Source organism: Martelella alba, assembly GCF_005217455.1.
GTDB lineage: Bacteria > Pseudomonadota > Gammaproteobacteria > Enterobacterales > Enterobacteriaceae > Acerihabitans.
In genome coordinates this window covers 82,963-104,127 of record NZ_SZPQ01000011.1, presented here as the reverse complement: position 1 = coordinate 104,127, position 21,165 = coordinate 82,963, and the positions used below count along the sequence as shown (strand labels likewise).

Below are 21,165 nucleotides of genomic sequence, written 5' to 3'. Positions count from 1 at the left end.
CGGTCCACCGGACAGGAGTACGCATCCGCCCCGTTGCCGCCGGCGAATGCGGCGGCGCACGCCGACCGTCGTGGGTGAAACTGGCGTCAAACAATGAGCGTCGCCAACGCCGGCAGTTCGTCCAGGGCCTGTCTATCTTCCGCTGAAATGCCGGTATCGGTGACGATGCAGTGGATATCGCTGATGGGCAATACCAGATTGAAACCGCGCCGGCCGAATTTGCTGGCGTCCATCACCGCCACCACCCGCCGCGCCGCTTTGGCCATCACGGCGCTGATGGCATAGCCTTCGTTGAAGGTGGTAATGCCCTGGCGGATATCCAGGCCGTCGGCGCCGACGAACATGATATCGGCAGTGATGTTTTGCAGCGACAGTTCGGCAAGGGCGCCGTGCATGGAACGGGTTTTATGGCGCAGCGTACCCCCGCAGACCACCAGCGTAATGTCCTGATTGTCGGACAGCGCCTGAGCGGCGGGCAGATTATTGGTAATCACCGTGATATTATCGACGTTCGCCAGTTCCCTGGCGATAAGAAGCGTCGTGCTGCCGCTGTCCAGGATAACGGTATCGCCGGTCTTCACCATGGCGGCGGACGCAACGGCGATGCGCCGCTTGGCGTCTTCGGCCATGGGGTAGCGATCCTCCAGGAGCACCTCGGCGTTATCCTTTTCCCTGGCCGGGGAACCGGCTTCGTCGGGCACGGTGGTGAAATGGGTTGCCGGTTTGCTGGCTCCGCCGTGAAAGCGGCTGACCAGTCCCTTTTGTTCCAGCAAACGTAAATCGGCGCGAATCGTAACTTCAGAAGTACCAAAAGAATCCGAAAGTCTGGCGACACTCACGCTACCGTTAAGATTGACCAGATCGACAATTTTATTCCTTCGCTCAAAAGTATTCATAAGAAAAACCTGTGCTTAAAACTTAAGCCCAGTGTAAACGAAAGAAAGAGAAAAGAGGAGTGTCGGGTTGCATATTCCTGACCGCGTTCGCGGGGAAAAGACCGGGGCGGCCCCCCGGCGGTAGGGAGGCCCCGCCCGCGCGGGGCGGCGCCGGCATTTCAAGGACACTACGCGATACCGATAACGAAGGCCCAGCCCGCGCGGGGCGCCGCCGGCGACCAACCGCGAGCTAAGGCGCCAGTCGGCCGTTTTCAATGCACACGGCGTCGAAGGGGAACACCACTTCCGGATCGGGCAACGCCAGATTTTTATCTTTGTCCTGATAATTAAGGCGTCCCAGCAGGTCGCGCAGGATATTCAACCGCGCCTGATGTTTATGGTCGGTGTGCACCACCACCCAAGGCGTGGTTGCCGTATGCGTCCCCAGCAACATCTCGTCGCGGGCATGACTGTATTGTTTCCAATATTTGGTGGCCTGTTGATCGATGGGGCTGATTTTCCACTGTTTAAGGGGATCGGTCTCACGGGATTCCAGGCGCTGCTTTTGCTCGTGTTTGCTGATATCGAGATAATATTTGATGATTTTGATTCCGGATTTCACCAGCAATTGTTCGAAATCCGTCACGGTATTCATGAACAAGTCATATTCCGCGTCCGTGCAAAAACCCATCACCCGCTCGACGCCGGCGCGGTTATACCAACTGCGGTTGAACAGCACCATTTCCTGCGCCGCCGGCAGTTGCGCCACATAACGTTCGAAGTACCATTCGGCGCGATCCCGCTCCGACGGCTTGCCCAGCGCCACGACCCTGAATTCGCGCGGGCTGAGGTGTTGGGAAATGGTTTTGATGATACCGTCTTTGCCCGCCGCGTCGCGTCCTTCGAAAATCACCAGGATCCGATCATTGGCGGCGATGATCTCCCGTTGCAGTTTCACCAGCTCGATTTGCAGCAAATGCAGGGCCTGCTCGTACTCCTTGCCCTGCAACGCTTCCGACGCGGCGCTTTCGTCATGGCGGCCATGTTGTTTATCTTTACTCATGGGTTCTCTCCCTTGCGTGGTCCCGCCCCGATCCGGCAATCGTCTGTTATCTCAACCCGACGGCACGACCGGTGGCAAACGGGGAAAATAAACAGTATGGCATAGCGGGAGGAATGGGTTGAGTGAAGCATGGCATTAAAAAGTGCGAATAAAATTTTCAATGGTGCTCAAACCATGCGCCCAGGGGCCGAAGCCGGCTTGGGCATTGATATGGCCCGCCTCTCCGATATCCATCAGTTCGCTCCCCCAGGCTTGGGCCCAATAGCGCGCCCGATCAAATGTCAGCAAGGGATCGTTATGGCTGGCCACCAGCAGGCTCGGTACCGGCAACGGCGCGGCGACGATGCGCTCTTCAATGGCGAAGCGCGCCGGCTCGGCCGGGGCCACCAGCACCACGCCGGCGGTTATGCCGGGATTTTGGCGGGCGAAATAACAGGCGCTGAGCGCGCCGAAACTGTGGCCGATAAGCAGCGCACGGCGTTCCTGGCCGGACAACGCGCGCCGGATGGCCGCCAGCCAGCCGTCCAGATCCGGCTCCAACCAGTTTCGCTGGGCGATCCTTTGCCAAGACGGACGTTGCCGCTGCCAATAACTCTGCCAGTGCTCCGGCCCGCTGTCCTGAATTCCCGGCACCAACAGCACCGTCACGCGTTCGCCGCCGCTATCGGCGGTCAGCGCCCGGTCGGGGGAGTTTTTTTGCGCCGAACGGCCGGGGACCCACAGCGCGCCCCGCGCCAAAGAGCCATTGTTCATCGCGGCAACCCCGACAACACATACGTTACGGCCAACAAGTCCGCGCTGCCGCCGGGGCTTAGGCGGCGGGCGGTCAACGCCCGGTCCATGCGCCGCAGCCGGGGAATATCCCAACCGTCCGCCAGCAACCGGCGGGCGTAGTCCTGTACGAAGGTCAGACCGGCCAGACCGCCGCGCGAGACCAGATTGGTGTCGGGATTATGAGCCATAAGCAGCAGCAAGCAATGCAGCAGGCGGCGCTGTTCGGCCGCCCCGGCGGCGGCCAACCCATCCCAGGCGGGCAACGCATAACGACGCACCGTGGCGAAACCACTGGCGGCCTCGCCGCGCGCGCCGGTAAGCCCATAGCGACAGAATAGCCGCTCGCCGGCGGTGACGCCCCGGCGTCCGCCGACGAGTTCCGTCCCGACCAGCCCGGCGCAAATCGCCGCCACCTCCAGGCACAGATTTTGCCGACCGACCGGCCGTCGTCGCCCGACCAACCGGCCGGCGGCGGCGCACAATAATCCCAGGGGAAATATACCGCCCTTGTGGGTATTGACGCCTTCGGTGGCGGCAAACATCCCCTGTTCGCAGGCCATGCCCATCGGCCGTAAGCCGGCCAGAAACGCCGCCGCAGAGCGGTGGGCATGCTGTCTGCCATAGAGGGCGAACCGTGCAAACCAGGGAGCGATGGCCGTGATGCTGTGTATAAACACATCCAGATCCATATCCCGATGGGCGCCGTTATTCTCGCTATCCACCAATCCCGGTTTCGGCGTCAGCAGCACTTCGCGATACAACGCGTCCACCGCCCGCTCCGCCACCCAGACATCGACGTTGCCGTCATCCCCGTTATCGATACCGGCGACGTCGAGACCGCCGACGGCCTCCCCGGTCCATTCGGCGACCAGGATATTATCGTCGCAAACGGCAGGCAGGGCGCGGATGGCCTGGCCGGCCAGGTTTTCAGACGGCATGACGGACAAGGTATTCCTCCAGCATTTTCTCGATTCTGGCCGATAATTGCGACAACGGATGCCGACGGGATCGGGCGCAGGCGTGCGCGGGCCGCCGGCATAAAAGACATCGCCGCCCGTCCCGCCCCAGGGAAGCCCGGCCGATGGGTCGGGCATCGGTCGCTATGACGTCCATATCCCACAATCGGCCGAGAGGATGGGCCTGTTCCAGCTTCACCGCGGCGGTCTTGAGCGACACGCCCCCACCGTTCACCGACCAACAGGCTTCCGGGCCGGTGGGCAGCCAGAAAATTTCCCGGGCCGCCACCGGCCAGCCGCCGGCGGCCAACATCCCGTCGGCGGCGGTCACAGCCAGATTCATCAAAAGCCGGTAGCCGGGCGTGTCTTTTACCGGCCCTGGCGTCACCAGCGTCAGTGACAGTAAGGGATGACCGAATTGGCGGATCCATTCCCGTTGCCGTGCCGAACGGCACTCTTTGGCCGCCAACAGCTGCTCCAGGGTAACGCCATGGGCCAAGGACGCGTCGCGGTCCACTCACGCGTCCTCTTTGACCTGGCGCACGACATCAATCACGCTGCCGTCGCGATAGCGCACGACGCCGACAATCCGGGAAGTGAACTCGATGGGCCGGGGTTCGCCGGTCAGCGTTACCGCCCGCTGATACAACTGCTCGATATCGACCACCGCCAGTCCCGCTTCTTCCAGGCGTCGGCGTATTTCCGGGCGAGCCGGATTCACCGCGATACCCTGATCGGTGACCAGCACATCAATACTTTCCCCAGGTGTGACCAACGTCGTCACCCGACGGACCACCGTGGGGATCCGGCTGCGGGTCAGCGGCGCGGTAACGATGGTAAGATTGGCGGCGGCGGCCACATCGCAATGCCCCCCCCGACGCGCCGCGCATGACGCCATCCGATCCGGTGATCACATTGACGTTAAAGTCCAGGTCGATTTCCAGCGCGCTCAAGATCACAATATCCAGTCGATCGCAACAAGCGCCTTTGGCCGCCGGGTTGGCGTACATATTAGTGGAAATTTCCCGATGCCGCGGATTGCGTTGCAGGGAGTCGGCCGCCTGGCTGTCGAAGGATTGGGTATCCAGCAGCGTATCTATAAGTCCCTTTTCATGCAGATCGACGATACTGCCGGTAATGCCCCCCAGCGCGAAGCTCGCGTGGATACCCCGCGCCGTCATCATCGTCGCCATAAACCGGGTACACGCGGTGGACGATGCCCCCGAGCCGGTTTGCAGGGAAAACCCCTCGACGAAATAACCGGAATGGGCAATCACCTCGGCGGCGGTGCGCGCTATCATCAGTTCGCGGGGATTGCTGGTGACCCGTGCCGCGCCCACGCTGATTTTGGCCGGATCGCCCACCTGATCCACCTTCACAATGTAGTCCACCTGATCTTGGGTCAGGCTGGCGGGAATATTGGGAAAAGGCGCCAGGGTTTCGGTCAGCACCACCACTTTGCGGGCATAATGGGCGTCCACCATGGCATAGCCCAGCGATCCGCAACGGGATTGGCCATGGCTGCCGTTGGCATTGCCGAATTCATCGCTACAGGGCACGCCGAGAAACGCCACGTCGATATTGAGCTCGCCATCCTGCAACAGTTTGACCCGTCCGCCGTGGGAGTGGATTTGTACCGGCTCGGTCATCAGGCCATGGGAAATGGCATCCGCCAGCTTGCCGCGCATGCCGGACGTATAGATGCGGGTAATGACGCCGGCGCGAATGGGTTCGATCAGCGCATCATTGCAGGACATTAGCGAACTGGACGCCAGCGTCAGATTTTTAAAGCCCATCCGGGACAAGGTATCCACCACCTGATTGATGACCCTGTCTCCCTCGCGGAAAGCATGGTGAAACGAGATGGTCATCCCATCGCGCAATCCGCTGCGCTCAATGGCCTGCTCCAAGCTGTCGCAAAGTTTCCGCCGGCGCTTGGCATCCGCATCCTCCAGCCAGGGCGTGGTACGGCTGGCATGGCTGAAGGGTGTCAGGCGCCCGAGATGACGATATTGCGCCTGTAGATTTTCAATAAGATCGCTCATGACATAGTCCTATTACTATTAATCCGTTACCGGCGAATGCCGGAAGCCCGCGCACGGTCCAGCACCACCCTGGCATGATTGATAATCGGTCCGTCAATCATCTTGCCGTTGAGGGAAATGACACCCAGCCCTTTGCGCTCGCCCTCCTCGGCGGCGGCCACCACCCGTCCGGCGTAATCCACGTCTTCCTGGGTCGGCGCATAGGCGTTGTGCAACAGTTCTATCTGGCGAGGATTAATGAGGGATTTGCCGTTAAAGCCCATTTTGCGTATCAGTTCCACTTCCCGCAGAAAGCCGTCCTCGTCATTGATGTCGGCGTACACCACGTCGAAGGCGTCGATACCGGCGGCGCGGGCCGCATGCAATACCGCGCAGCGGGCGAAAAACAATTCAGTGCCATCGCCCCGCTCGGTTTGCATATCCATGACATAATCGAACGCCGCCAACGCAATTCCCATCAGGCGGGGCGAACACCGGGCGATGGCCGCCGCATTGATGACCCCGACGGCCGATTCGATGGCGGCCATGGTCCGGGTGGAGCCGACCTCCCGCCCGCATTCCCGTTCAATGCGTTCTATCTGCGTCTCCAACTGGTGAATGTCGTCCGGACTGTCGGTTTTCGGCAGACGCACCACATCCGCGCCGGCGCGTACCACCGCTTCCAGGTCTTGCAGGCCGAAAGGGGTGTTGAGGGGATTGATGCGCACCACGGTTTCGATGTCACGGTACATGGGGTGCTGCAAGGCATGGAATACCAGCAGCCGGGCGCTGTCCTTTTCCCGCAGCGATACGGCATCCTCCAAATCGAACATGATGGAGTCGGGCCGATAAATAAAGGCGGTGGATAACATGGCGGCGTTGGCGCCGGGAATAAACAACATACTGCGGCGAAGCTTTTTCATGACAGGCTGTCCCATACGATGTGTTCCGCTTCGGCGCCCCTGAGCACGGCGGTCTGTATCCGGGCGCGGATCACGCAATCCAGCGCGCCTTTGTCATCAACGATAATCAATCCTTCGCAAACGCCCATGTCGGCCAGAGTTTGGTCGATAACTTGCCGTATCCGGTCGCCGAACTGTTTCATGACCTCGCTATTGACGACAATATTCAACTCGCCGTCGGCTGGCGCGATTTTCACCAGCAAATCGCTGGATTCAAAGGTGCCTGCCAAGGCCTCACGCACGATTTTCATAAAAAATGTCCTGATTAAAATAAAAACGGTTACGCGCATTCCGGGCGCTGGAATGCCGTTAGAAACTCAAGCGTACTTGGCGGTACGATTTCCCCGACCGATGATAATCGGCCTTCTTTCAGCAATGCCCTTACCCGCGAGGCGGAAATCGCCCAGCCGGACGCCTGGCATTTACGGGGGATTTCCACAACCCGGATCGGCGGGCTGGGAGAACGGGAAGGCTGTTCCAGCCATATGCGCATATCGCGGTTATACTGGCCGGTCACCGGGCAATAAGGCTCGGTACCGACAAACCGCTGGGTAATACCGAGCGCCGGCGCGAGATAGTTGCGAAATATCAACAGATCGATAGCGCTGTGCGTCTGGCCGACCAGATGCGAATCCCGCAGAAAATAGTGAGGAAACGTGGCACGGGAAATGAGGTATTCCGACCCGGGGTGTACCGTGACATTGTCAAGATGGGCCACGCCGCGCTGTACCATTTCCAGCCGCTCCGCATAGGGAAACAGCGACGCATCCTCGCGCACCACAAAAATGTGCAGCCAGTCGCTGGCCGCCGCCGCCCGCTCCGCCAGGTAGGCATGGCCGAGCGTGAAGGGATTGGCGTTCATCACCACGGCGCCGATACGCTCTCCCGGACGGTAATGCCGGGCCAGGTTTTGACAGTAATGGCTGATACCCACCGGGGTATTTTCCATCAGCGCCGCCACCGTGTCCCATTGCGCCAGCGGATAAAATCCACACTTGCGGAACAAGGGAATATTGACCGGCCGGGTATAAAGAAACAGGTGGGCGTGTCCCTGGCGCAACGCCAGGTTTTCCGCCTCTTCGAGCAAACGGGCGCTCAGATTGCCGCCCCGGTACTGCGCCGCCACCGCGACGCATTTAATCGTATTGCCCGCCAGCCCGGCGCAACCGGCCAGACCGTGGTCGCCGCGCGCCGCCGCGAACCAGCGGATATCCCCCTCCAGGTCCAGATCGCAGGCGGCCAGCAGAACACGGACCTCATCCAGATCGCGAGACGGTTCGGCGGCCGAAAATACATTTATCTCCAGCGAGTCGAAGTCAACCATATCGCCTACCCCATAGCTATTGTTGCGCGCCGGACCTGTGTCCATTTTCGGTCGCGCCGGTTCAGTAAGATGCGACGGCATAAGCCGGGCCGCCGCCGGATTGGCAATCGGTACCGACCACCCGATTGCGCAGATGGCCGATATTTTCGATTTCCACCTCAATGGCGTCGCCATCCTGTAAAAACAGCGGCGGGGTCCGTTTTTTCCCTACACCGCCCGGCGATCCGGTAATAATGACATCGCCGGCATGCAGGCAGGTGAAAGTACTGATATATTCGATCAGTTCGGCGACCGGATGGATCATGCTGCCGGTACTGTCATCCTGTACCAACCGTCCGTTTAACCAAGTGCGGATGCTGAGGGCGTTGGGGTCGGGAATTTCATCGGTGGTGGTGAGGTAAGGGCCGAAGGCGCCGGTTTGTTTCCAGTTTTTCCCGGCGGTGAACCAACTGTGTTGCCAGTCGCGAGCCGATCCGTCCATATAGCAGCTATAACCGGCCACATGCGACAACGCCTGACCGGCGGGGATGTGTTGTCCACCGTCGCCGATAATCACCGCCAGCTCGCCTTCGTAGTCGAATTCCACGGAATGGCTGGGTTTGATGATCGGCGCGTCATGCCCGGTCTGCGAGTCGGCGAAGCGCACGAACAAGGTCGGCGCCGGGTCCGTTTCATTGAATTCCCGGCGTTTATCGGCATAATTCATGCCGACGCACAGAATTTTTTCCGGGTTTTCAATCACCGGCAAAAAAAACAGCCCGTCAATGGGCATATCCGCCGGTTGGGCGCCATACGCTTCGGCCAGGCCTAGCGCATCGCCGGCCAGTAGCGCCTTGATATCCGGGTAACGCCGTCCAAGACGCCGGCCCAAGTCGATCATGCCGTCCTGCGTCGCCAAGCCGTAGCTTTTGACGCCCTGAAAAATGTAGCTTGCGAGTTTCATAACCCTTCCTGATAAACTTTCTATCGGCCCGTTCCGGCCGGTATGCGGCCTTTACCCGAGACCGCCGTCGGGTAAAGGCCTGCGTATTTAGAGCAAAAAATTACCCAGTACCAGCAAGGCGACCGAAACATTGATCGCGCCGCCGATGCGAGTGGCTATCTGAGCGAAAGGCATCAATTCCATACGATTGCCGGCGGTAAGAATGGCGACATCGCCAGTGCCGCCCTGACCGCTCTGACAGCAGGAAACAATGGCGACATCAATGGGGTACATGCCAATCTTTTTCCCCACCAGGAAGCCGGTACCCACCAGCGAACCCACGGTACTCACAATCACCAGCAGGTTGGAGAGAGTGAAGGCATTGACCAGCTCTTGCCACGGCGTAATGGCGACGCCGACGGCGAACAGAATCGGATAGGTCACCGACGTCTGGAAGAATCGGTACACCACTTGCGAACCCGCCAGCATGCGCGGGGATACGCCATGAGCCAGTTTGATGAGCACCGCGATAAACAGCATGCCTACCGGGGCGGGCAAGCCGATAAGCCGGTTTACCAGCATCCCCAGCATATACAGCAGGATCGCCAGCAACGCGCCGGCGGCGATGGCGGTGACATCAGTCTTACCGTTGTTAGCGCTTTGCAGGCTGGCGGCGGTGATGCCCTGATCCGGTCGTCCCGTCGCCATCAGGCGGCCTTCGCCGGTGAGGTGCGGATACCGTTTTCCCAAACGGTTCAGACAGCCGGACAGGATAATGGCGGTCAATCCGCCCAGCATGACGATAGGCAGGATCCGCCCTAATGCCACGCCCTGCTGCATATGCAGCAACGCGGCATAGCCGATGGACAAGGGAATGGCCCCCTCGCCCACCCCGCCGGCCATAATGGGCAGGATCAGAAAGAAAAATATCTGGAAGGGCGGCAGGCCGAGCGATAGCCCTACCGCCATGCCCACCAGCATGCCGACCACTTCCCCGCAAAACATCGGGAAAAATATCCGCAGGAAACCCTGGATCAGCGTGCGCCGATCCATGCTCATGATGCTGCCGACGATGATGCAGCAAATATAGAGATACAGAATGTTGGTGGATTTGTAAAAACTGGTGGTGGACGCCACCACTGCATGGGGCAATAACCCATAATGCACCATTGCCGAGGGGATAAATGTGGCGCAGATGGCCGCCGCGCCCATTTTACCCACCACCGGCAAACGTTTCCCTATTTCACCGCATGCGAAACCGAAAAACGCCAGGGTGGCGACCATGACGACGATATCGCTGGGGAGCTTTCCGCCCAGGCAATCGATACCGATCAATATGCCGGCCAGCAGAAATAAAGGCAGTGGGATAACGCCGACTTTCCAGCTATCGAGAATATGCCACCATTTTTCTTTCAATGTCGTTTTTTCAATCGTAGCCGTTTGATCGGCAGCGATATAACTGTCTTCTGTCGTGCTCATAATCAGCCCCTCGAATAATTGTTCGGCCATCATAATTAGAGCAAACACGGGGTTATGTGATTACCTTCAAATTAATATCGCTGTTTTAATGGACTTAAAGATTTTAATGACGTTTATTATCCCATGCGTTTATGCCATCTTCAATTTGCCAGAATAGAAATTTAATGGCATCTAAGGTTTTAATGGCGCTTATGGTTTTTATGGTTTTTATTCAGAGGCGTCGAGCCTTGTTAAGGTTAGGTAGTCATATTGTAGAGTATTTCCCCGCATCTTATCGTTGATGGCGTCATCGACTCCATCCGGCTGTGTCTAAGATCACAGTTTACGCCAAGCTCTCTTACAGGGGATTATATCCATGATAAACTTGAAATAGCGCAGTATTTTGCCCTTCAGGGGTATTTTCCATTATGCATCTAAAAATTTCATTTCATATTAAATTGTTTATCTGCCTTATCGTGTTTTTCTCGTTATTGCTCACGCTGATAGGCATATATTATTACTATGACCTTGACCGGCAACTCTATGCGGAACTGGGTGCGCACGCAAGAGTACAGGCCAGGGAAATTTCATTGATGCCCACATTGGCCGACGCGGTGAAAATCCGCGATACCCGCGCTATCGCAAAACTCATGAACCGATTGGTGGCCAGCAGCGACGCCAGCTACATCGTCATCGGCGATCGGCAGGCAATCCATTTATATCATTCCGGCGATCCGGGCATGGTTGGGAAGCCGATGATCGGCGGCGATAATACCGACGTATTGCAAGGTAAAACCAGCATCACCGTGCGCCGGGGCGGGTTGGGAATGTCATTGCGCAGTAAAGCGCCTATATTCGACGAACATCATCATATCATCGGCATCGTGTCCATTGGCTATTTAATAACGCATATTGATAGGCTGAGCGCCCGGCAATTTATTAAAATCTCTTTCATGGCGATGATATTATTACTGACATTGTTTGTTTTTTCCTGGTGGTTCGCCAATACCATGAAGAGGCAAATGTTCTTTTTGGAACCGCGTGAAATAGGGCTTATGGTACGCCAGCAAAAAGCCCTGCTGGAGTCCATATTCGAAGGCGTCATCGCCATTGACAAAGCATACCGTATCGCTGAAATAAACCAGGCGGCGAAAACTTTGCTGTCGATGAGCGAATCCTCCCGACAGCTGCGCGGTAAGCCGCTTGCCGCAGTGATTAAACCCATCGCTTTTTTTCAGGCCGATACCATGCTGGCGGGCGATACCCATGACGAAATCTGCCTGTTTAACCAGGTGACGGTCATTGCCAGCCGGGTCAGAATTATGCTGGAAGATACCCTACAGGGCTGGGTCATCACCTTTCGCGATCAACGGGAAATAAACAGTCTGAGCGTCCAGTTGAGCCAGGTAAAACGCTATGCCGACAATTTGCGCATTTTACGGCACGAACAATTGAACTAGACCGCCGCCCTGGCCGGATTGCTGCATATGAAACGCTACGACGAAGCGATACGCTACATTGAGGCCCAGTCGGAAAATGCCCAGGAAATCCTCGATTTCGTGTCGTCGCGTTTTCATTCGCCCACATTGTGCGGTCTGCTGCTGGGCAAATACGCCAGCGCCCGGGAAAAAGGCGTGGAACTGCTGTTTGACCCGGCCTGTACCCTGACCTGCCGGCCTTCTTCGCTGCGCGAAACCGAGTTGATGTCCATCATCGGCAACCTGCTGGATAACGCCATTGAGGCCACGCTGGCGCGCGAAGGCGACCGTTATCCCGTCGAAGTCTACATCGTCGGCGGCGCGAGGGAACTGGTGATCGAAATCGCTGATCAGGGCGGCGGCATCGATCCGGCCCTGCGCGAACGGATTTTCGAATTGGGCGCGACATCCAAGGACAACGGCGATCACGGGCTTGGCCTGCACTTGGTCTCCAGCTATGTGGATCACGCCGGCGGCAGTATCGAAGTCGCCGCCAATGCGCCATACGGCACCGTCTTTTCCGTGTTTATTCCCCTGCCGGGGAGCCGCTTACCCGAACCTATCAACCCGGATGAACCCGAATATGCAACCTGAACGTTTCGATGTGCTGGTGGTGGAAGATGAAGGCCAACTGGCCCGGATGCATGCTGATTTTCTCGACGGCCACCCGCAACTGCGGCTGGTGGGCATCGCCCACTCCCTCAAGGACGCCCGCGAGCAAGTACGGCTTAAGCGCCCCCGGCTGATTTTACTGGATAACTACCTGCCGGATGGCGAAGGGATAACGCTGGTGGAGGGCGAGCTGCTAAAGGGTCTTGAGTGTTCGGTGATTTTCATCACCGCCGCCAGCGATATGAATACCTGCAGCCAGGCTATCCGCTGCGGGGCGTTCGACTATATTCTCAAACCGATTTCCTGGCGTCGACTGCGCTATTCGCTGGAAAAGTTTATCCAGTTTGCCCGGACCCAACGCGCCTTTAAGGTGGTTGATCAACAAAATGTCGATATTCTTTATCAACTGCAATCCAAAAATTTCGCTCAAGAATCGGGCAGTAAAGGCATCGAAAATAATACGCTCAATTTGATCCGGCAGATTTTTATTACCGATGACGACCGCCTGTTTTCCGTCGACGATATCGTCAATCAAGCCGGGCTCAGCAAGACCACCACCCGTCGTTATCTGGAATACTGCGTAGAAACGGAATTCCTGCTGGTGGAAATGCGTTACGGCAAAATCGGCCACCCACGGCGGTTATATCGCCGCAACAAGCAGGCGTAACCGCGCCAAGGACGGAGAAAAACCCGGCGTCGCGACAGGGCGGCCGCGACGCCGGGGCGATGCCTTACAGCAGCTCGGTCTGAGCCTCGACCACCGCCAGCGCCACCATGTTCACGATGCGCCGCACCGACGCGATAGGCGTGAGAATATGCGCCGGTTTGGCTATTCCCATCAGGACCGGCCCCACCGTTACCCCTTCCGAGGAGGAAACCCGCAACAGGTTATAGCTGATACGGGCGGCTTCCATGTTCGGCATGATCAGGATATTGGCGGACCCTTTCAGCGGGCTGTCGGGCATGAGATCCTGACGGATGCTTTCCACCAGCGCCGCATCGCCATGCATTTCGCCGTCGATTTCCAATTCCGGCGCGGCGTGCTGTACCAGCTCAAGCGCTTTTCGCATTTTGCGGGAGGCGGGGCAATCGGAGCTGCCGAAACTGGAATGGGACAGCAGCGCCACTTTGGGCTCAATGCCGAACCGGCGCACCATGCGAGATGCCATCAAGGTGATTTCCGCCAACTGTTCCGGGGTCGGATCGTCATTGACATAGGTGTCGGCCAGGAAGGTATTGCCGCTAGGCAGCAATAACGCGTTCATGGCCCCGGCCACATGCACGCCCTCGCGGTAGCCGAATACCGATTCCACCACCGAGAAGTGTTCGTGGTAGCCGCCGACGGCGCCGCAGATCATGGCGTCCGCCTCGCCCCGGCGCACCATGAGGGCGGCGATAAGCGTGGTGTTGTTGATTACCGCGCGCTGCGCCTGCTCCTGGGTAACGCCGCGCCGTTTCATGATCTGGAAGTACTCGTTCCAGTATTCCTTGAAGCGGGGATCCGATTCATTGTTGACTACGGTGAAATCCTGCCCGGCGACGATATGCAGGCCCAGTTTTTTCAGGCGCATATCGATAACGCTTGGCCGGCCGATGAGAATCGGTTTTGCCAGACCCAGCGTCACCAGTTCCTGGGTGGCGTGCAGCACCCGCGGATCCTCCCCTTCCGCCAGTACCACCCGCTTCGGCTGTTTGCGCGCCTGGGAGAAAATCGGCCGCATAAACAGGTTGGTTTTATAGACGAATTCAGTGAGTTTTTCGACATAGGCATCGAAATCCGCGATAGGCCGCGTCGCCACGCCGGAATCCATCGCCGCCTTGGCTACCGCCGGGGCGATTTTAACGATAAGCCGGGGATCGAAAGGCGTGGGGATCAGGTATTCCGGTCCGAAGGACAGTTCCTGGTCCGCATAAGCCGACGCCACGACTTCACTTTGTTCGGCCAGGGCCAAGTCGGCGATGGCGCGCACCGCCGCCAGTTTCATTTCCTCGTTAATGGCCGTGGCGCCCACGTCCAATGCGCCGCGGAAGATAAACGGGAAACACAGCACATTATTGACCTGATTGGGGTAGTCGGAACGACCGGTGCAAATAATGGCATCAGGGCGGACTTCCTTGGCCAGCGGCGGCAGAATTTCCGGCTCCGGATTGGCCAGCGCCAGGATAAGGGGTTTGCTGCCCATGGTCTTGACCATATCCTGAGTCAACACCCCCGGTCCCGAACAGCCGAGGAAAATATCCGCCCCCTGAATGGCGTCCGCCAGGGCGCGCATGCCATTATCCTCAATGGCATAGGCGGCCTTGGTTTCCGCCATATTCTCCTCGCGGCCGCGATAGATGACGCCGCGGGAGTCGCAAACCACGATATTGTGGTGCTTAAGTCCCAGGGCCACCAGCAGGTTGAGGCAGGCGATGGACGCGGCGCCGGCGCCGGAGACCACCAGACGCACATCGGTGATGTCTTTTTCCACGACCCGCAGTCCATTGATAACCGCGGCGGTGCAAATGATCGCCGTTCCGTGCTGATCGTCGTGAAATACTGGTATTTTCATGCGCTCGCGCAATTTCTTCTCAATATAGAAGCATTCGGGCGCCTTGATATCTTCCAGATTGACGCCGCCGAACGTCGGTTCCAACGCGGCGATAATATCGATAAGTTTATCAGGGTCGTGCTCGTCGATTTCAATGTCGAATACATCGATACCGGAGAATTTTTTAAACAGCACGCCTTTGCCTTCCATGACCGGCTTGCCGGCCAGCGCACCGATGTTGCCCAGGCCAAGTACCGCGCTGCCGTTGGATATGACCGCCACCAGATTGCCGCGCGCGGTATATTTATAGGAGGCCAGCGGATCGTCGGCGATTTCCAGACAAGGGGCGGCCACGCCCGGCGAATAGGCCAGCGCCAAATCGCGCTGGGTCGCCAGGGGCTTGGTGGGCGTAATGCGGATTTTACCCGGCTGGGGGAATTGATGAAAATCTAAAGCGCTCTGTTTGAGTTGTTCATCCATTGTCGGAATCCTTGTGGCGTTTTTTTTAAAACCGGTACAGGTATGTAACGATGTTATGCCCTTACAGTATAAACTGTGCGCAACTTCAAACTATGAAGTAAGACATAGTCTGCGCAAGAACATGTCCGCATAAAAGAAAAATGCATTGTGCAACCACGATATCCTTACAGGAATAGTTTAACTTTTCATCTGTAGAGCGTAACGGGCAACGGCGCGGGTTTTGTTCGAGGGCCTGATTTTTATTGCCTCTACACTATCATCTCCCGGGTGGGCCAAACTATGAAGCGCGGCATAAACTCGGTAAGAAATTGTCTGTATGGCGGAAATCTTCAACACCGCCATAGCCCATCCCATCGCCAAGGCAAGGCGCGCAATGGCTTTATCCATCCTGGCCGCAAAGACGGCGTTCGCGCGGCCGGACACTGTTTCGCGGGGCGCGTCGCGTGTTACTCGGTCCAGCGTTTAAGTAAAATACTGGCATTAACGCCGCCAAAACCGAAACCGTTCGATAAAGCGTATTCCATGGCGTAGGGCAACGGTTTGCCGCCTACCAGACGCAGGCCTTCGGCGGCGGGATCCGGGTTCGCCAGATTCAAGGTGGGCGGCACCGTCTGGTCGCGCAACGCCAGCGCGGTAAAAATCGTCTCCAGCCCGCCGGCGGCGCCAAGCAAGTGCCCCGTGGCCGACTTGCTGGCGGTGATGGCCAGTTCCCCGTCGGCGCCGAAGAGATGGCGAATGGCGTTGATTTCACCCAGGTCGCCCACCGGCGTCGATGTGGCATGGGCATTCAGGTGGCGGATCTGGCGGGGTTCGACCCCCGCCCGACGTAAAGCGATTTGCATGGCCCGGCCGGCGCCCTCGCCGTCCTCCGCCCCCGAGGTCATATGATAGGCATCCGCGCTGGTGCCGTAACCGACAATCTCCGCCAGCGGCGCCGCGCCCCGCGCCAGCGCGTGATCCAACCGTTCTATCACCACCAGTCCCGCCCCCTCGCCCATCACAAATCCCTCCCGATCCCGGTCAAAAGGCCGGGATGCCTGCGTCGGCCGATCGTTATAATGCACGGCCACCGCCCTGGCCGCCGCAAAACCGCCCAAACTGACCTGATCGATGGCCGCTTCGGCGCCGCCGCACAAGGCAATGTCGGCCTCATCGTTGAGGATCAGCCGCGCCGCATCGCCGATGGCCTGCACGCCGGCCGCGCAGGCGGTTACCGGCGCGCCAATCGGTCCGCGAAACCGGTATTTAATGGATACCTGGCCGGCGGCCAGATTCGCCAGGAACGACGGAATGGTAAAGGGCGACAGCCGGCCTGGTCCCCGGGTCTCGGCAGTGCGCACCGCCTGGGCGATGGCGGGAAATCCGCCGATGCCGGTGGCGATAACCGTGGCGGTGCGCGTCTGGCGATGGAGGGTATCGGCGGTCCAGCCCGACTGCCGCAGGGCCTCATCCGCCGCCGCCATGGCGAACTGAATGAAACGATCCATTTTTTTGAGATCTTTTGCCGCCACATACCGTTCAGGATTAAAGCCGGCCTCGGCATCGTCCCGCCAATCGGGCACCCGGCCGCCTATCTTCACGGGCAACCCTTCCACGATATCATCCGGTAACGCCACAATCCCCGACCGGCCCGCCAACAAACGACTCCAGTTGACTTCCACGCCGCAGCCCAGGGGCGATACGGCGCCCATGCCGGTAATAACGATTCGACACTTGTTCATTTTTTTTCCTGTTTCGACACATCGGTATAAGGGGAGACGGGTCCGGATGCCGGTTTTTCGCCGGGCGCCGTCCCAGCGCCGCCCGTCACGCGGACATTGTGAAAATTAAGGGGCCTGCCGGTATGTTTATCAATCAGTTGCGGCGCCACGGGCCGTCCCGTCCGACGGTGAACCGGCACCACGGTGGGATCGCCGTCCAGAAACGCGTTGCCCCAACTGAGCAGGGAGAGCAAAACCGGGAACAGTTCCTCCCCCCGCGCAGTCAGGAGATATTCATGACGCACCGGGCGGGTTTGGTAGGGTTGCTTGCACAGGATGCCGTTGCTCACCAGCGTGTCAAGCCGGCGGGCCAGCATGGTGGGCGAAACCCCCAGACTTTGCCGGAATTCATCGAATTTCGTCAGGCCGCGAAACGCGTCCCGGACGATCAATATGCTCCACCATTCGCCTATCCGTTCCAGGGATTGGGCGATGGGACATCGCATTTGGTCAAAATGGGTTCTCTGCATATCGCCAACGTTGTCATTGGAATACCGGCCGGGGCGACGGCCCCTCGCGAGGGGGCAAGGGATGTTGTATTCCCCCCCGTCGCCGGCTGCCCTATCGTTTTTTCAAGTCACTACAATGATAGTACTGACTTGGGTGACTAATTTAGCTTACATGTGTAAGCTGAACAAGTCCGATCAGTGTGTCGGCCATGCTCTTTCCCGTCAGTCACGGCGTTAGCCCTAGTGCCGGGGATTCATTTACTTGCCCTTGAAATATGAAATAGGAAAGATGTCGCATATGCTCTACATTATTAAATTGTACCGTGACAGCGTGTGGATGGACACCGCTAATAAATAAGCGACGTGAAGCAGGGCGAGACGATCTCGGTTAATGCGCGGAGTGGCGTATGAAATATCTCTTTAATCATTCAGTTTTATTTGATACTACGGAATACCAATTATATTTATTGAAGGATGGGCGATCCGCCATCCGATTATCCAATACCGCGGGACGGGTTCTGCAGGAATTGATTTTATCGCGCGGGACCGGCGTTGCGGTCAGTCGTGAACAGTTATTTGAGCAGGTTTGGATAAAACAGGGACTGCAACCCTCCAATGGCAATCTGAACCAGCAAATCAGCCTGATCAGAAAAGCGTTCGCCACGCTTGGGCTTGAGCCGAATGCTATCGTCACCCTGCCCAAACGCGGTCTTAAACTCAACGATCATTTGCTGGTCGCGCCGGTGGGTCCGCTGCCATCATCCCCCCCGGCGCCGTCGGGGGGAGCGATATCACCGCACGCCGCGGACCCGGACGCGCCGCCGCCGACCGCCGACCCGGATGGGCAGGCATCGCCAACGGCGGCCGACGCCGCTGCCCAAATTTCCCCCGCGCCATCCGGTAAACCGCTTGGTCTGAAAATTCTTACCGCCGCCACCCTGGCTGTCGCTCTGGCCGCCTTGTTGCCGTTGGATATTTATTGGTTCAAAAAAGATAAACTGCCCTTATTCTTTTTTGAAAAAATTCATTCTTGCAATGTTTATACATTCAGGCCGGTTAATGATCATGAAAAACCGGCGATGAATGAACAAATGGAGAAAACACTGCAAGGGCGCATAGAAAGATGCAATAAACACCAACTGCTGCTCTTTTCATACAACATTATCAACAATGTCTCAGTACGTAATAATGCGAACCAACAGGTTTTTCTGGCCAAGTGCGATAAAGACGCCCGTGGCAATATATCAGGCTGCTTGAACTTTTATTTTTATAATTGGGATTAAAAATGAAAAAAACACTTATTGTTTTTTTGGTTTTTTCATTATTCGCCGTACTGTTCGCCAGGTATGTTTATCGTCAGCCGTTCCGGGATTTTCATTGTAAGGGCATGATGATTTTTCACGCCAAAACCACGCAGGGGCGCTTCAGCTATACCGCCGAGGCCAACATGTTTTTTATTGGCGCCCACGATGGCTTTTATGCCTTAAACGGCACATTCACCCATGACGGGCAGACATTCAACCTGCACAGAACCCAGTTTTTTACCTACCGGAAGAAAGGCCGGCAAGACGTCTACGAGATCGTCATCACACGTGAAATCATCGCAAATCTGGATAACACACCCCGTTCCGTTGCCGATCCGATATTGATGCCGGTGGGCGGATCCGTGTTGCCGCGGTTTCGGCGCATTGATAAGCATGCCATCCTGGTCAGCATGATCTCCTCGCCTTTTTTTATCTGCGCCGAAGAATAACGGCGCGGCCCGTTTTGCCGGAAACTTTGACGAAGCGTAGGAATGCATAAATACTGTTAATGTACGAGACTACCCGATGGATGACGCCACGCAGCGATACAGGGTAGGGTCGAGTCATAAACGGCAGCGCGTCTGCCTGGCTTGGGATGCCGTCGGTTATATTTATGCCAAACATGAAAAACTTCGGTTACTCCCGGCAACGAAGCCGGGAAGAAGCGGTTTACGGCCGGCAACGCTTTTCGTTGCTTTTCCAGCTTGGCGCCTCCGCGGTCGCGCTTATTATCGTCCTGATTGGGCTCAATGTCTGGTATTTGTGGCATACCCATCACTTGGCGCTGGCCCGCTCCCAGGCGACCACCGCCATTTTGACCCAGGCGTTGACCCAGCATGCCAACGATACCTTCGTTCAGGCGGAAGCGACCCTGGACGAGTTATCTTCAGTCATTGAACGGCGCGGCATTAACCCCGCGCAAGGCAGCGCGTTTCATCAGCTTTTCAAGCAAACCGCCCAGGGCATCCGGCAGATAGACGGGATTTCCCTGTTCGACGCCGCCGGCCGCATGATCGCCACACTCCAGGATCATCTGCCGGACGTCAATGATTTTTCCGATCGGGACTATTTTATCTATCATCGCACCCACTCCGATCGGCGCATTCATATCGGCAAAGTGATTCGCAGCCGGCTGACCGGCGAGCTGATACTGCCTCTTACCCGACGGCTTAACCACATCGACGGCAGTTTTGCCGGCGTGCTGCTGGAAAGCGTAATGATTAGCCGTTTTCGCAATTTCTACACCCGTTTTACCATCAACGACGATTCCACGCTGCTGATGCTGTTGAACAACGGTACGGTGCTATACCGCCATCCCTATAGCGAAAAAGCCATTGGCACCAACATCGCCGGTTCCCCGCTGTTTCGCGATAATATCCGGCAGAACCAGTCCGGCACGGTCAACAGTACCCTTGGCCACGATGCGCCGCCCATGCTTTACAGTTATGCGCATCTCAAGCAATTTCCCATTATCATCACCAGCGGCATTTCCCTGGACCAGGCCCTATCCGACTGGCGGAGCGACGCCGTGAGCCACGCGTTCATGACGTTCATTTTTATCGTCATCATTCTATTGATTTATTCATTGTTAATGCGCCAGGTTCGGGCGCGCATGCGGATTGAGCTTGAACTGGTGCACGCCCAGCAGACTTTGCGCAAGCTGAATGCCTCATTGGAAAAACTGGCGCGTTATGACGGGCTCACGGGGCTTTATAACCGGCGACATTTCGATCTGGCGCTGAAAAATGAACATCGTCGGGCCGTCGAAAACCGCCGCCCGCTCGGCCTGATTCTGCTGGATATCGATTTTTTCAAGCAATATAACGATATTTACGGCCATGTTGCCGGCGACGATTGTTTAAAACGCATCGGCGAGGCCCTGCGGGAATTACCGCTGCGTTACCGTGATCTGGTGGCGCGTTATGGCGGAGAGGAATTTATTGTGCTGTTGCCGGAAACCGATCGGCCGGGCGCGATGACCGTGGCCCATCGGATCTATGACGCCATCATTCGGCTGAATATCCCGCACGCCGGCAGTAGCGAGGGACGGATCACGCCAAGTATCGGGGTTTATGTCGGTCTGCCGGACGAAGGGGACACCCCCTCCAAAGCGGTGGTTTATGCCGATGGCGCCTTGTACCAGGCCAAACGCCAGGGCCGCAACCGTATCTGCGAAGCCTGATGGCGGCCGGC

At 57.5% G+C, this 21,165-nt stretch carries 21 protein-coding genes; 6 read left to right on the top strand and 15 right to left on the bottom strand.

Features of this window, described 5'->3' with window-relative positions; all coding sequences use genetic code 11:
• Positions 1–86 precede the first annotated feature (86 nt).
• The 12 genes from FCN80_RS09910 to FCN80_RS09860 all read right to left on the bottom strand — a co-directional run bounded on the left by FCN80_RS09910 (position 87) and on the right by FCN80_RS09860 (position 10,379).
• Entirely contained in the window at positions 87–896 is an 810-nt protein-coding gene (locus FCN80_RS09910; RefSeq protein ID WP_136989995.1) for a DeoR/GlpR family DNA-binding transcription regulator, read from the bottom strand.
• Positions 897–1,125: 229 nt separating this feature from the next.
• The gene (ppk2, locus tag FCN80_RS09905) at positions 1,126–1,938 is read right to left on the bottom strand and encodes a polyphosphate kinase 2 (protein WP_136989994.1); all 813 of its coding nucleotides are present in this window, start codon (positions 1,936–1,938) and stop codon (positions 1,126–1,128) included.
• Between the two features lie 135 nt (positions 1,939–2,073).
• A complete protein-coding gene (locus FCN80_RS09900; RefSeq protein WP_136989993.1) occupies positions 2,074–2,691 on the bottom strand; it encodes an RBBP9/YdeN family alpha/beta hydrolase in 618 nt (205 codons plus the stop codon).
• Positions 2,688–3,650, bottom strand: coding sequence for a triphosphoribosyl-dephospho-CoA synthase CitG (gene citG, locus FCN80_RS09895; protein ID WP_136989992.1), 963 nt, complete (start codon positions 3,648–3,650; stop codon positions 2,688–2,690). The genes FCN80_RS09900 and citG overlap by 4 nt, the downstream gene beginning before the upstream one ends.
• The gene (citX, locus tag FCN80_RS09890) at positions 3,640–4,185 is read right to left on the bottom strand and encodes a citrate lyase holo-[acyl-carrier protein] synthase (RefSeq protein ID WP_136989991.1); all 546 of its coding nucleotides are present in this window, start codon (positions 4,183–4,185) and stop codon (positions 3,640–3,642) included. Before citX ends, citG begins: the two co-directional genes overlap by 11 nt.
• The gene (locus tag FCN80_RS27225; protein WP_306767864.1) at positions 4,186–4,527 is read right to left on the bottom strand and encodes a citrate lyase subunit alpha; all 342 of its coding nucleotides are present in this window, start codon (positions 4,525–4,527) and stop codon (positions 4,186–4,188) included.
• Positions 4,418–5,713 (bottom strand): citrate lyase subunit alpha, encoded by a 1,296-nt coding sequence (gene citF, locus FCN80_RS09885; RefSeq protein WP_306767863.1) that lies wholly within the window; start codon positions 5,711–5,713, stop codon positions 4,418–4,420. Before citF ends, FCN80_RS27225 begins: the two co-directional genes overlap by 110 nt.
• Before the next feature lie 26 nt (positions 5,714–5,739).
• Positions 5,740–6,615, bottom strand: coding sequence for a citrate (pro-3S)-lyase subunit beta (gene citE / locus FCN80_RS09880; RefSeq protein WP_136989990.1), 876 nt, complete (start codon positions 6,613–6,615; stop codon positions 5,740–5,742).
• Positions 6,612–6,905 carry a citrate lyase acyl carrier protein gene (citD, locus tag FCN80_RS09875; RefSeq protein WP_136989989.1) on the bottom strand — a complete coding sequence of 98 codons (294 nt, stop codon included), beginning with the start codon at positions 6,903–6,905 and terminating at the stop codon, positions 6,612–6,614. The genes citE and citD overlap by 4 nt, the downstream gene beginning before the upstream one ends.
• Positions 6,906–6,934: 29 nt before the next feature.
• Positions 6,935–8,023, bottom strand: coding sequence for a [citrate (pro-3S)-lyase] ligase (gene citC / locus FCN80_RS09870; protein WP_230492592.1), 1,089 nt, complete (start codon positions 8,021–8,023; stop codon positions 6,935–6,937).
• A gap of 16 nt (positions 8,024–8,039) precedes the next feature.
• Positions 8,040–8,921 carry a fumarylacetoacetate hydrolase family protein gene (locus FCN80_RS09865; protein ID WP_136989988.1) on the bottom strand — a complete coding sequence of 294 codons (882 nt, stop codon included), beginning with the start codon at positions 8,919–8,921 and terminating at the stop codon, positions 8,040–8,042.
• Positions 8,922–9,008: 87 nt separating this feature from the next.
• Entirely contained in the window at positions 9,009–10,379 is a 1,371-nt protein-coding gene (locus FCN80_RS09860) for a 2-hydroxycarboxylate transporter family protein (protein WP_136989987.1), read from the bottom strand.
• Positions 10,380–10,786: 407 nt separating this feature from the next.
• Here FCN80_RS09860 and FCN80_RS26760 point away from each other — a divergent pair, with 407 nt between their 5' ends.
• The 3 genes from FCN80_RS26760 to FCN80_RS09850 are packed head-to-tail and all read left to right on the top strand — an operon-like array spanning position 10,787 to position 13,115.
• Complete coding sequence (locus FCN80_RS26760; RefSeq protein ID WP_230492591.1) at positions 10,787–11,818, top strand: sensor histidine kinase; 1,032 nt, start codon at positions 10,787–10,789, stop codon at positions 11,816–11,818.
• A gap of 27 nt (positions 11,819–11,845) precedes the next feature.
• Positions 11,846–12,430 carry a sensor histidine kinase gene (locus FCN80_RS26755; RefSeq protein WP_230492590.1) on the top strand — a complete coding sequence of 195 codons (585 nt, stop codon included), beginning with the start codon at positions 11,846–11,848 and terminating at the stop codon, positions 12,428–12,430.
• The gene (locus tag FCN80_RS09850) at positions 12,420–13,115 is read left to right on the top strand and encodes a response regulator (RefSeq protein ID WP_136989986.1); all 696 of its coding nucleotides are present in this window, start codon (positions 12,420–12,422) and stop codon (positions 13,113–13,115) included. Before FCN80_RS26755 ends, FCN80_RS09850 begins: the two co-directional genes overlap by 11 nt.
• Positions 13,116–13,179: 64 nt before the next feature.
• Here FCN80_RS09850 and maeB read toward each other — a convergent pair whose 3' ends face one another.
• The 3 genes from maeB to FCN80_RS09835 all read right to left on the bottom strand — a co-directional run bounded on the left by maeB (position 13,180) and on the right by FCN80_RS09835 (position 17,689).
• A complete protein-coding gene (gene maeB, locus FCN80_RS09845) occupies positions 13,180–15,459 on the bottom strand; it encodes an NADP-dependent oxaloacetate-decarboxylating malate dehydrogenase (protein WP_136989985.1) in 2,280 nt (759 codons plus the stop codon).
• A 446-nt stretch (positions 15,460–15,905) separates the two neighbouring features.
• Positions 15,906–17,180 carry a beta-ketoacyl-ACP synthase II gene (gene fabF, locus FCN80_RS09840; protein ID WP_136989984.1) on the bottom strand — a complete coding sequence of 425 codons (1,275 nt, stop codon included), beginning with the start codon at positions 17,178–17,180 and terminating at the stop codon, positions 15,906–15,908.
• A complete protein-coding gene (locus tag FCN80_RS09835) occupies positions 17,177–17,689 on the bottom strand; it encodes a winged helix-turn-helix transcriptional regulator (protein ID WP_136989983.1) in 513 nt (170 codons plus the stop codon). The genes fabF and FCN80_RS09835 overlap by 4 nt, the downstream gene beginning before the upstream one ends.
• Before the next feature lie 386 nt (positions 17,690–18,075).
• Between FCN80_RS09835 and FCN80_RS09830 the strand changes: the two genes are divergently transcribed.
• The 3 genes from FCN80_RS09830 to FCN80_RS09820 all read left to right on the top strand — a co-directional run bounded on the left by FCN80_RS09830 (position 18,076) and on the right by FCN80_RS09820 (position 21,154).
• On the top strand, positions 18,076–18,951 hold the full coding sequence (locus FCN80_RS09830) for a winged helix-turn-helix domain-containing protein (RefSeq protein WP_136989982.1): 876 nt from the start codon (positions 18,076–18,078) through the stop codon (positions 18,949–18,951).
• 2 nt (positions 18,952–18,953) lie between these two features.
• Positions 18,954–19,421, top strand: a complete 468-nt coding sequence (locus tag FCN80_RS09825) for a FidL-like protein (protein ID WP_136989981.1) — start codon at positions 18,954–18,956, stop codon at positions 19,419–19,421.
• 164 nt (positions 19,422–19,585) lie between these two features.
• Positions 19,586–21,154, top strand: coding sequence for a sensor domain-containing diguanylate cyclase (locus FCN80_RS09820; RefSeq protein ID WP_170975361.1), 1,569 nt, complete (start codon positions 19,586–19,588; stop codon positions 21,152–21,154).
• Positions 21,155–21,165: the final 11 nt, after the last annotated feature.

What these genes read in the sequence shown, in the direction of transcription:
- FCN80_RS09910 (WP_136989995.1), bottom strand. Translation starts at nt 896, where the DNA reads ATGAATACTTTTGAGCGAAGGAATAAAATTGTCGATCTGGTCAATCTT.
- ppk2 (WP_136989994.1), bottom strand. Translation starts at nt 1,938, where the DNA reads ATGAGTAAAGATAAACAACATGGCCGCCATGACGAAAGCGCCGCGTCG.
- FCN80_RS09900 (WP_136989993.1), bottom strand. Translation starts at nt 2,691, where the DNA reads ATGAACAATGGCTCTTTGGCGCGGGGCGCGCTGTGGGTCCCCGGCCGT.
- citG (WP_136989992.1), bottom strand. Translation starts at nt 3,650, where the DNA reads ATGCCGTCTGAAAACCTGGCCGGCCAGGCCATCCGCGCCCTGCCTGCC.
- citF (WP_306767863.1), bottom strand. Translation starts at nt 5,713, where the DNA reads ATGAGCGATCTTATTGAAAATCTACAGGCGCAATATCGTCATCTCGGG.
- citE (WP_136989990.1), bottom strand. Translation starts at nt 6,615, where the DNA reads ATGAAAAAGCTTCGCCGCAGTATGTTGTTTATTCCCGGCGCCAACGCC.
- citD (WP_136989989.1), bottom strand. Translation starts at nt 6,905, where the DNA reads ATGAAAATCGTGCGTGAGGCCTTGGCAGGCACCTTTGAATCCAGCGAT.
- citC (WP_230492592.1), bottom strand. Translation starts at nt 8,023, where the DNA reads ATGGACACAGGTCCGGCGCGCAACAATAGCTATGGGGTAGGCGATATG.
- FCN80_RS09865 (WP_136989988.1), bottom strand. Translation starts at nt 8,921, where the DNA reads ATGAAACTCGCAAGCTACATTTTTCAGGGCGTCAAAAGCTACGGCTTG.
- FCN80_RS09860 (WP_136989987.1), bottom strand. Translation starts at nt 10,379, where the DNA reads ATGAGCACGACAGAAGACAGTTATATCGCTGCCGATCAAACGGCTACG.
- FCN80_RS26760 (WP_230492591.1), top strand. Translation starts at nt 10,787, where the DNA reads ATGCATCTAAAAATTTCATTTCATATTAAATTGTTTATCTGCCTTATC.
- FCN80_RS26755 (WP_230492590.1), top strand. Translation starts at nt 11,846, where the DNA reads ATGAAACGCTACGACGAAGCGATACGCTACATTGAGGCCCAGTCGGAA.
- FCN80_RS09850 (WP_136989986.1), top strand. Translation starts at nt 12,420, where the DNA reads ATGCAACCTGAACGTTTCGATGTGCTGGTGGTGGAAGATGAAGGCCAA.
- maeB (WP_136989985.1), bottom strand. Translation starts at nt 15,459, where the DNA reads ATGGATGAACAACTCAAACAGAGCGCTTTAGATTTTCATCAATTCCCC.
- fabF (WP_136989984.1), bottom strand. Translation starts at nt 17,180, where the DNA reads ATGAACAAGTGTCGAATCGTTATTACCGGCATGGGCGCCGTATCGCCC.
- FCN80_RS09835 (WP_136989983.1), bottom strand. Translation starts at nt 17,689, where the DNA reads ATGCAGAGAACCCATTTTGACCAAATGCGATGTCCCATCGCCCAATCC.
- FCN80_RS09830 (WP_136989982.1), top strand. Translation starts at nt 18,076, where the DNA reads ATGAAATATCTCTTTAATCATTCAGTTTTATTTGATACTACGGAATAC.
- FCN80_RS09825 (WP_136989981.1), top strand. Translation starts at nt 18,954, where the DNA reads ATGAAAAAAACACTTATTGTTTTTTTGGTTTTTTCATTATTCGCCGTA.
- FCN80_RS09820 (WP_170975361.1), top strand. Translation starts at nt 19,586, where the DNA reads ATGCCAAACATGAAAAACTTCGGTTACTCCCGGCAACGAAGCCGGGAA.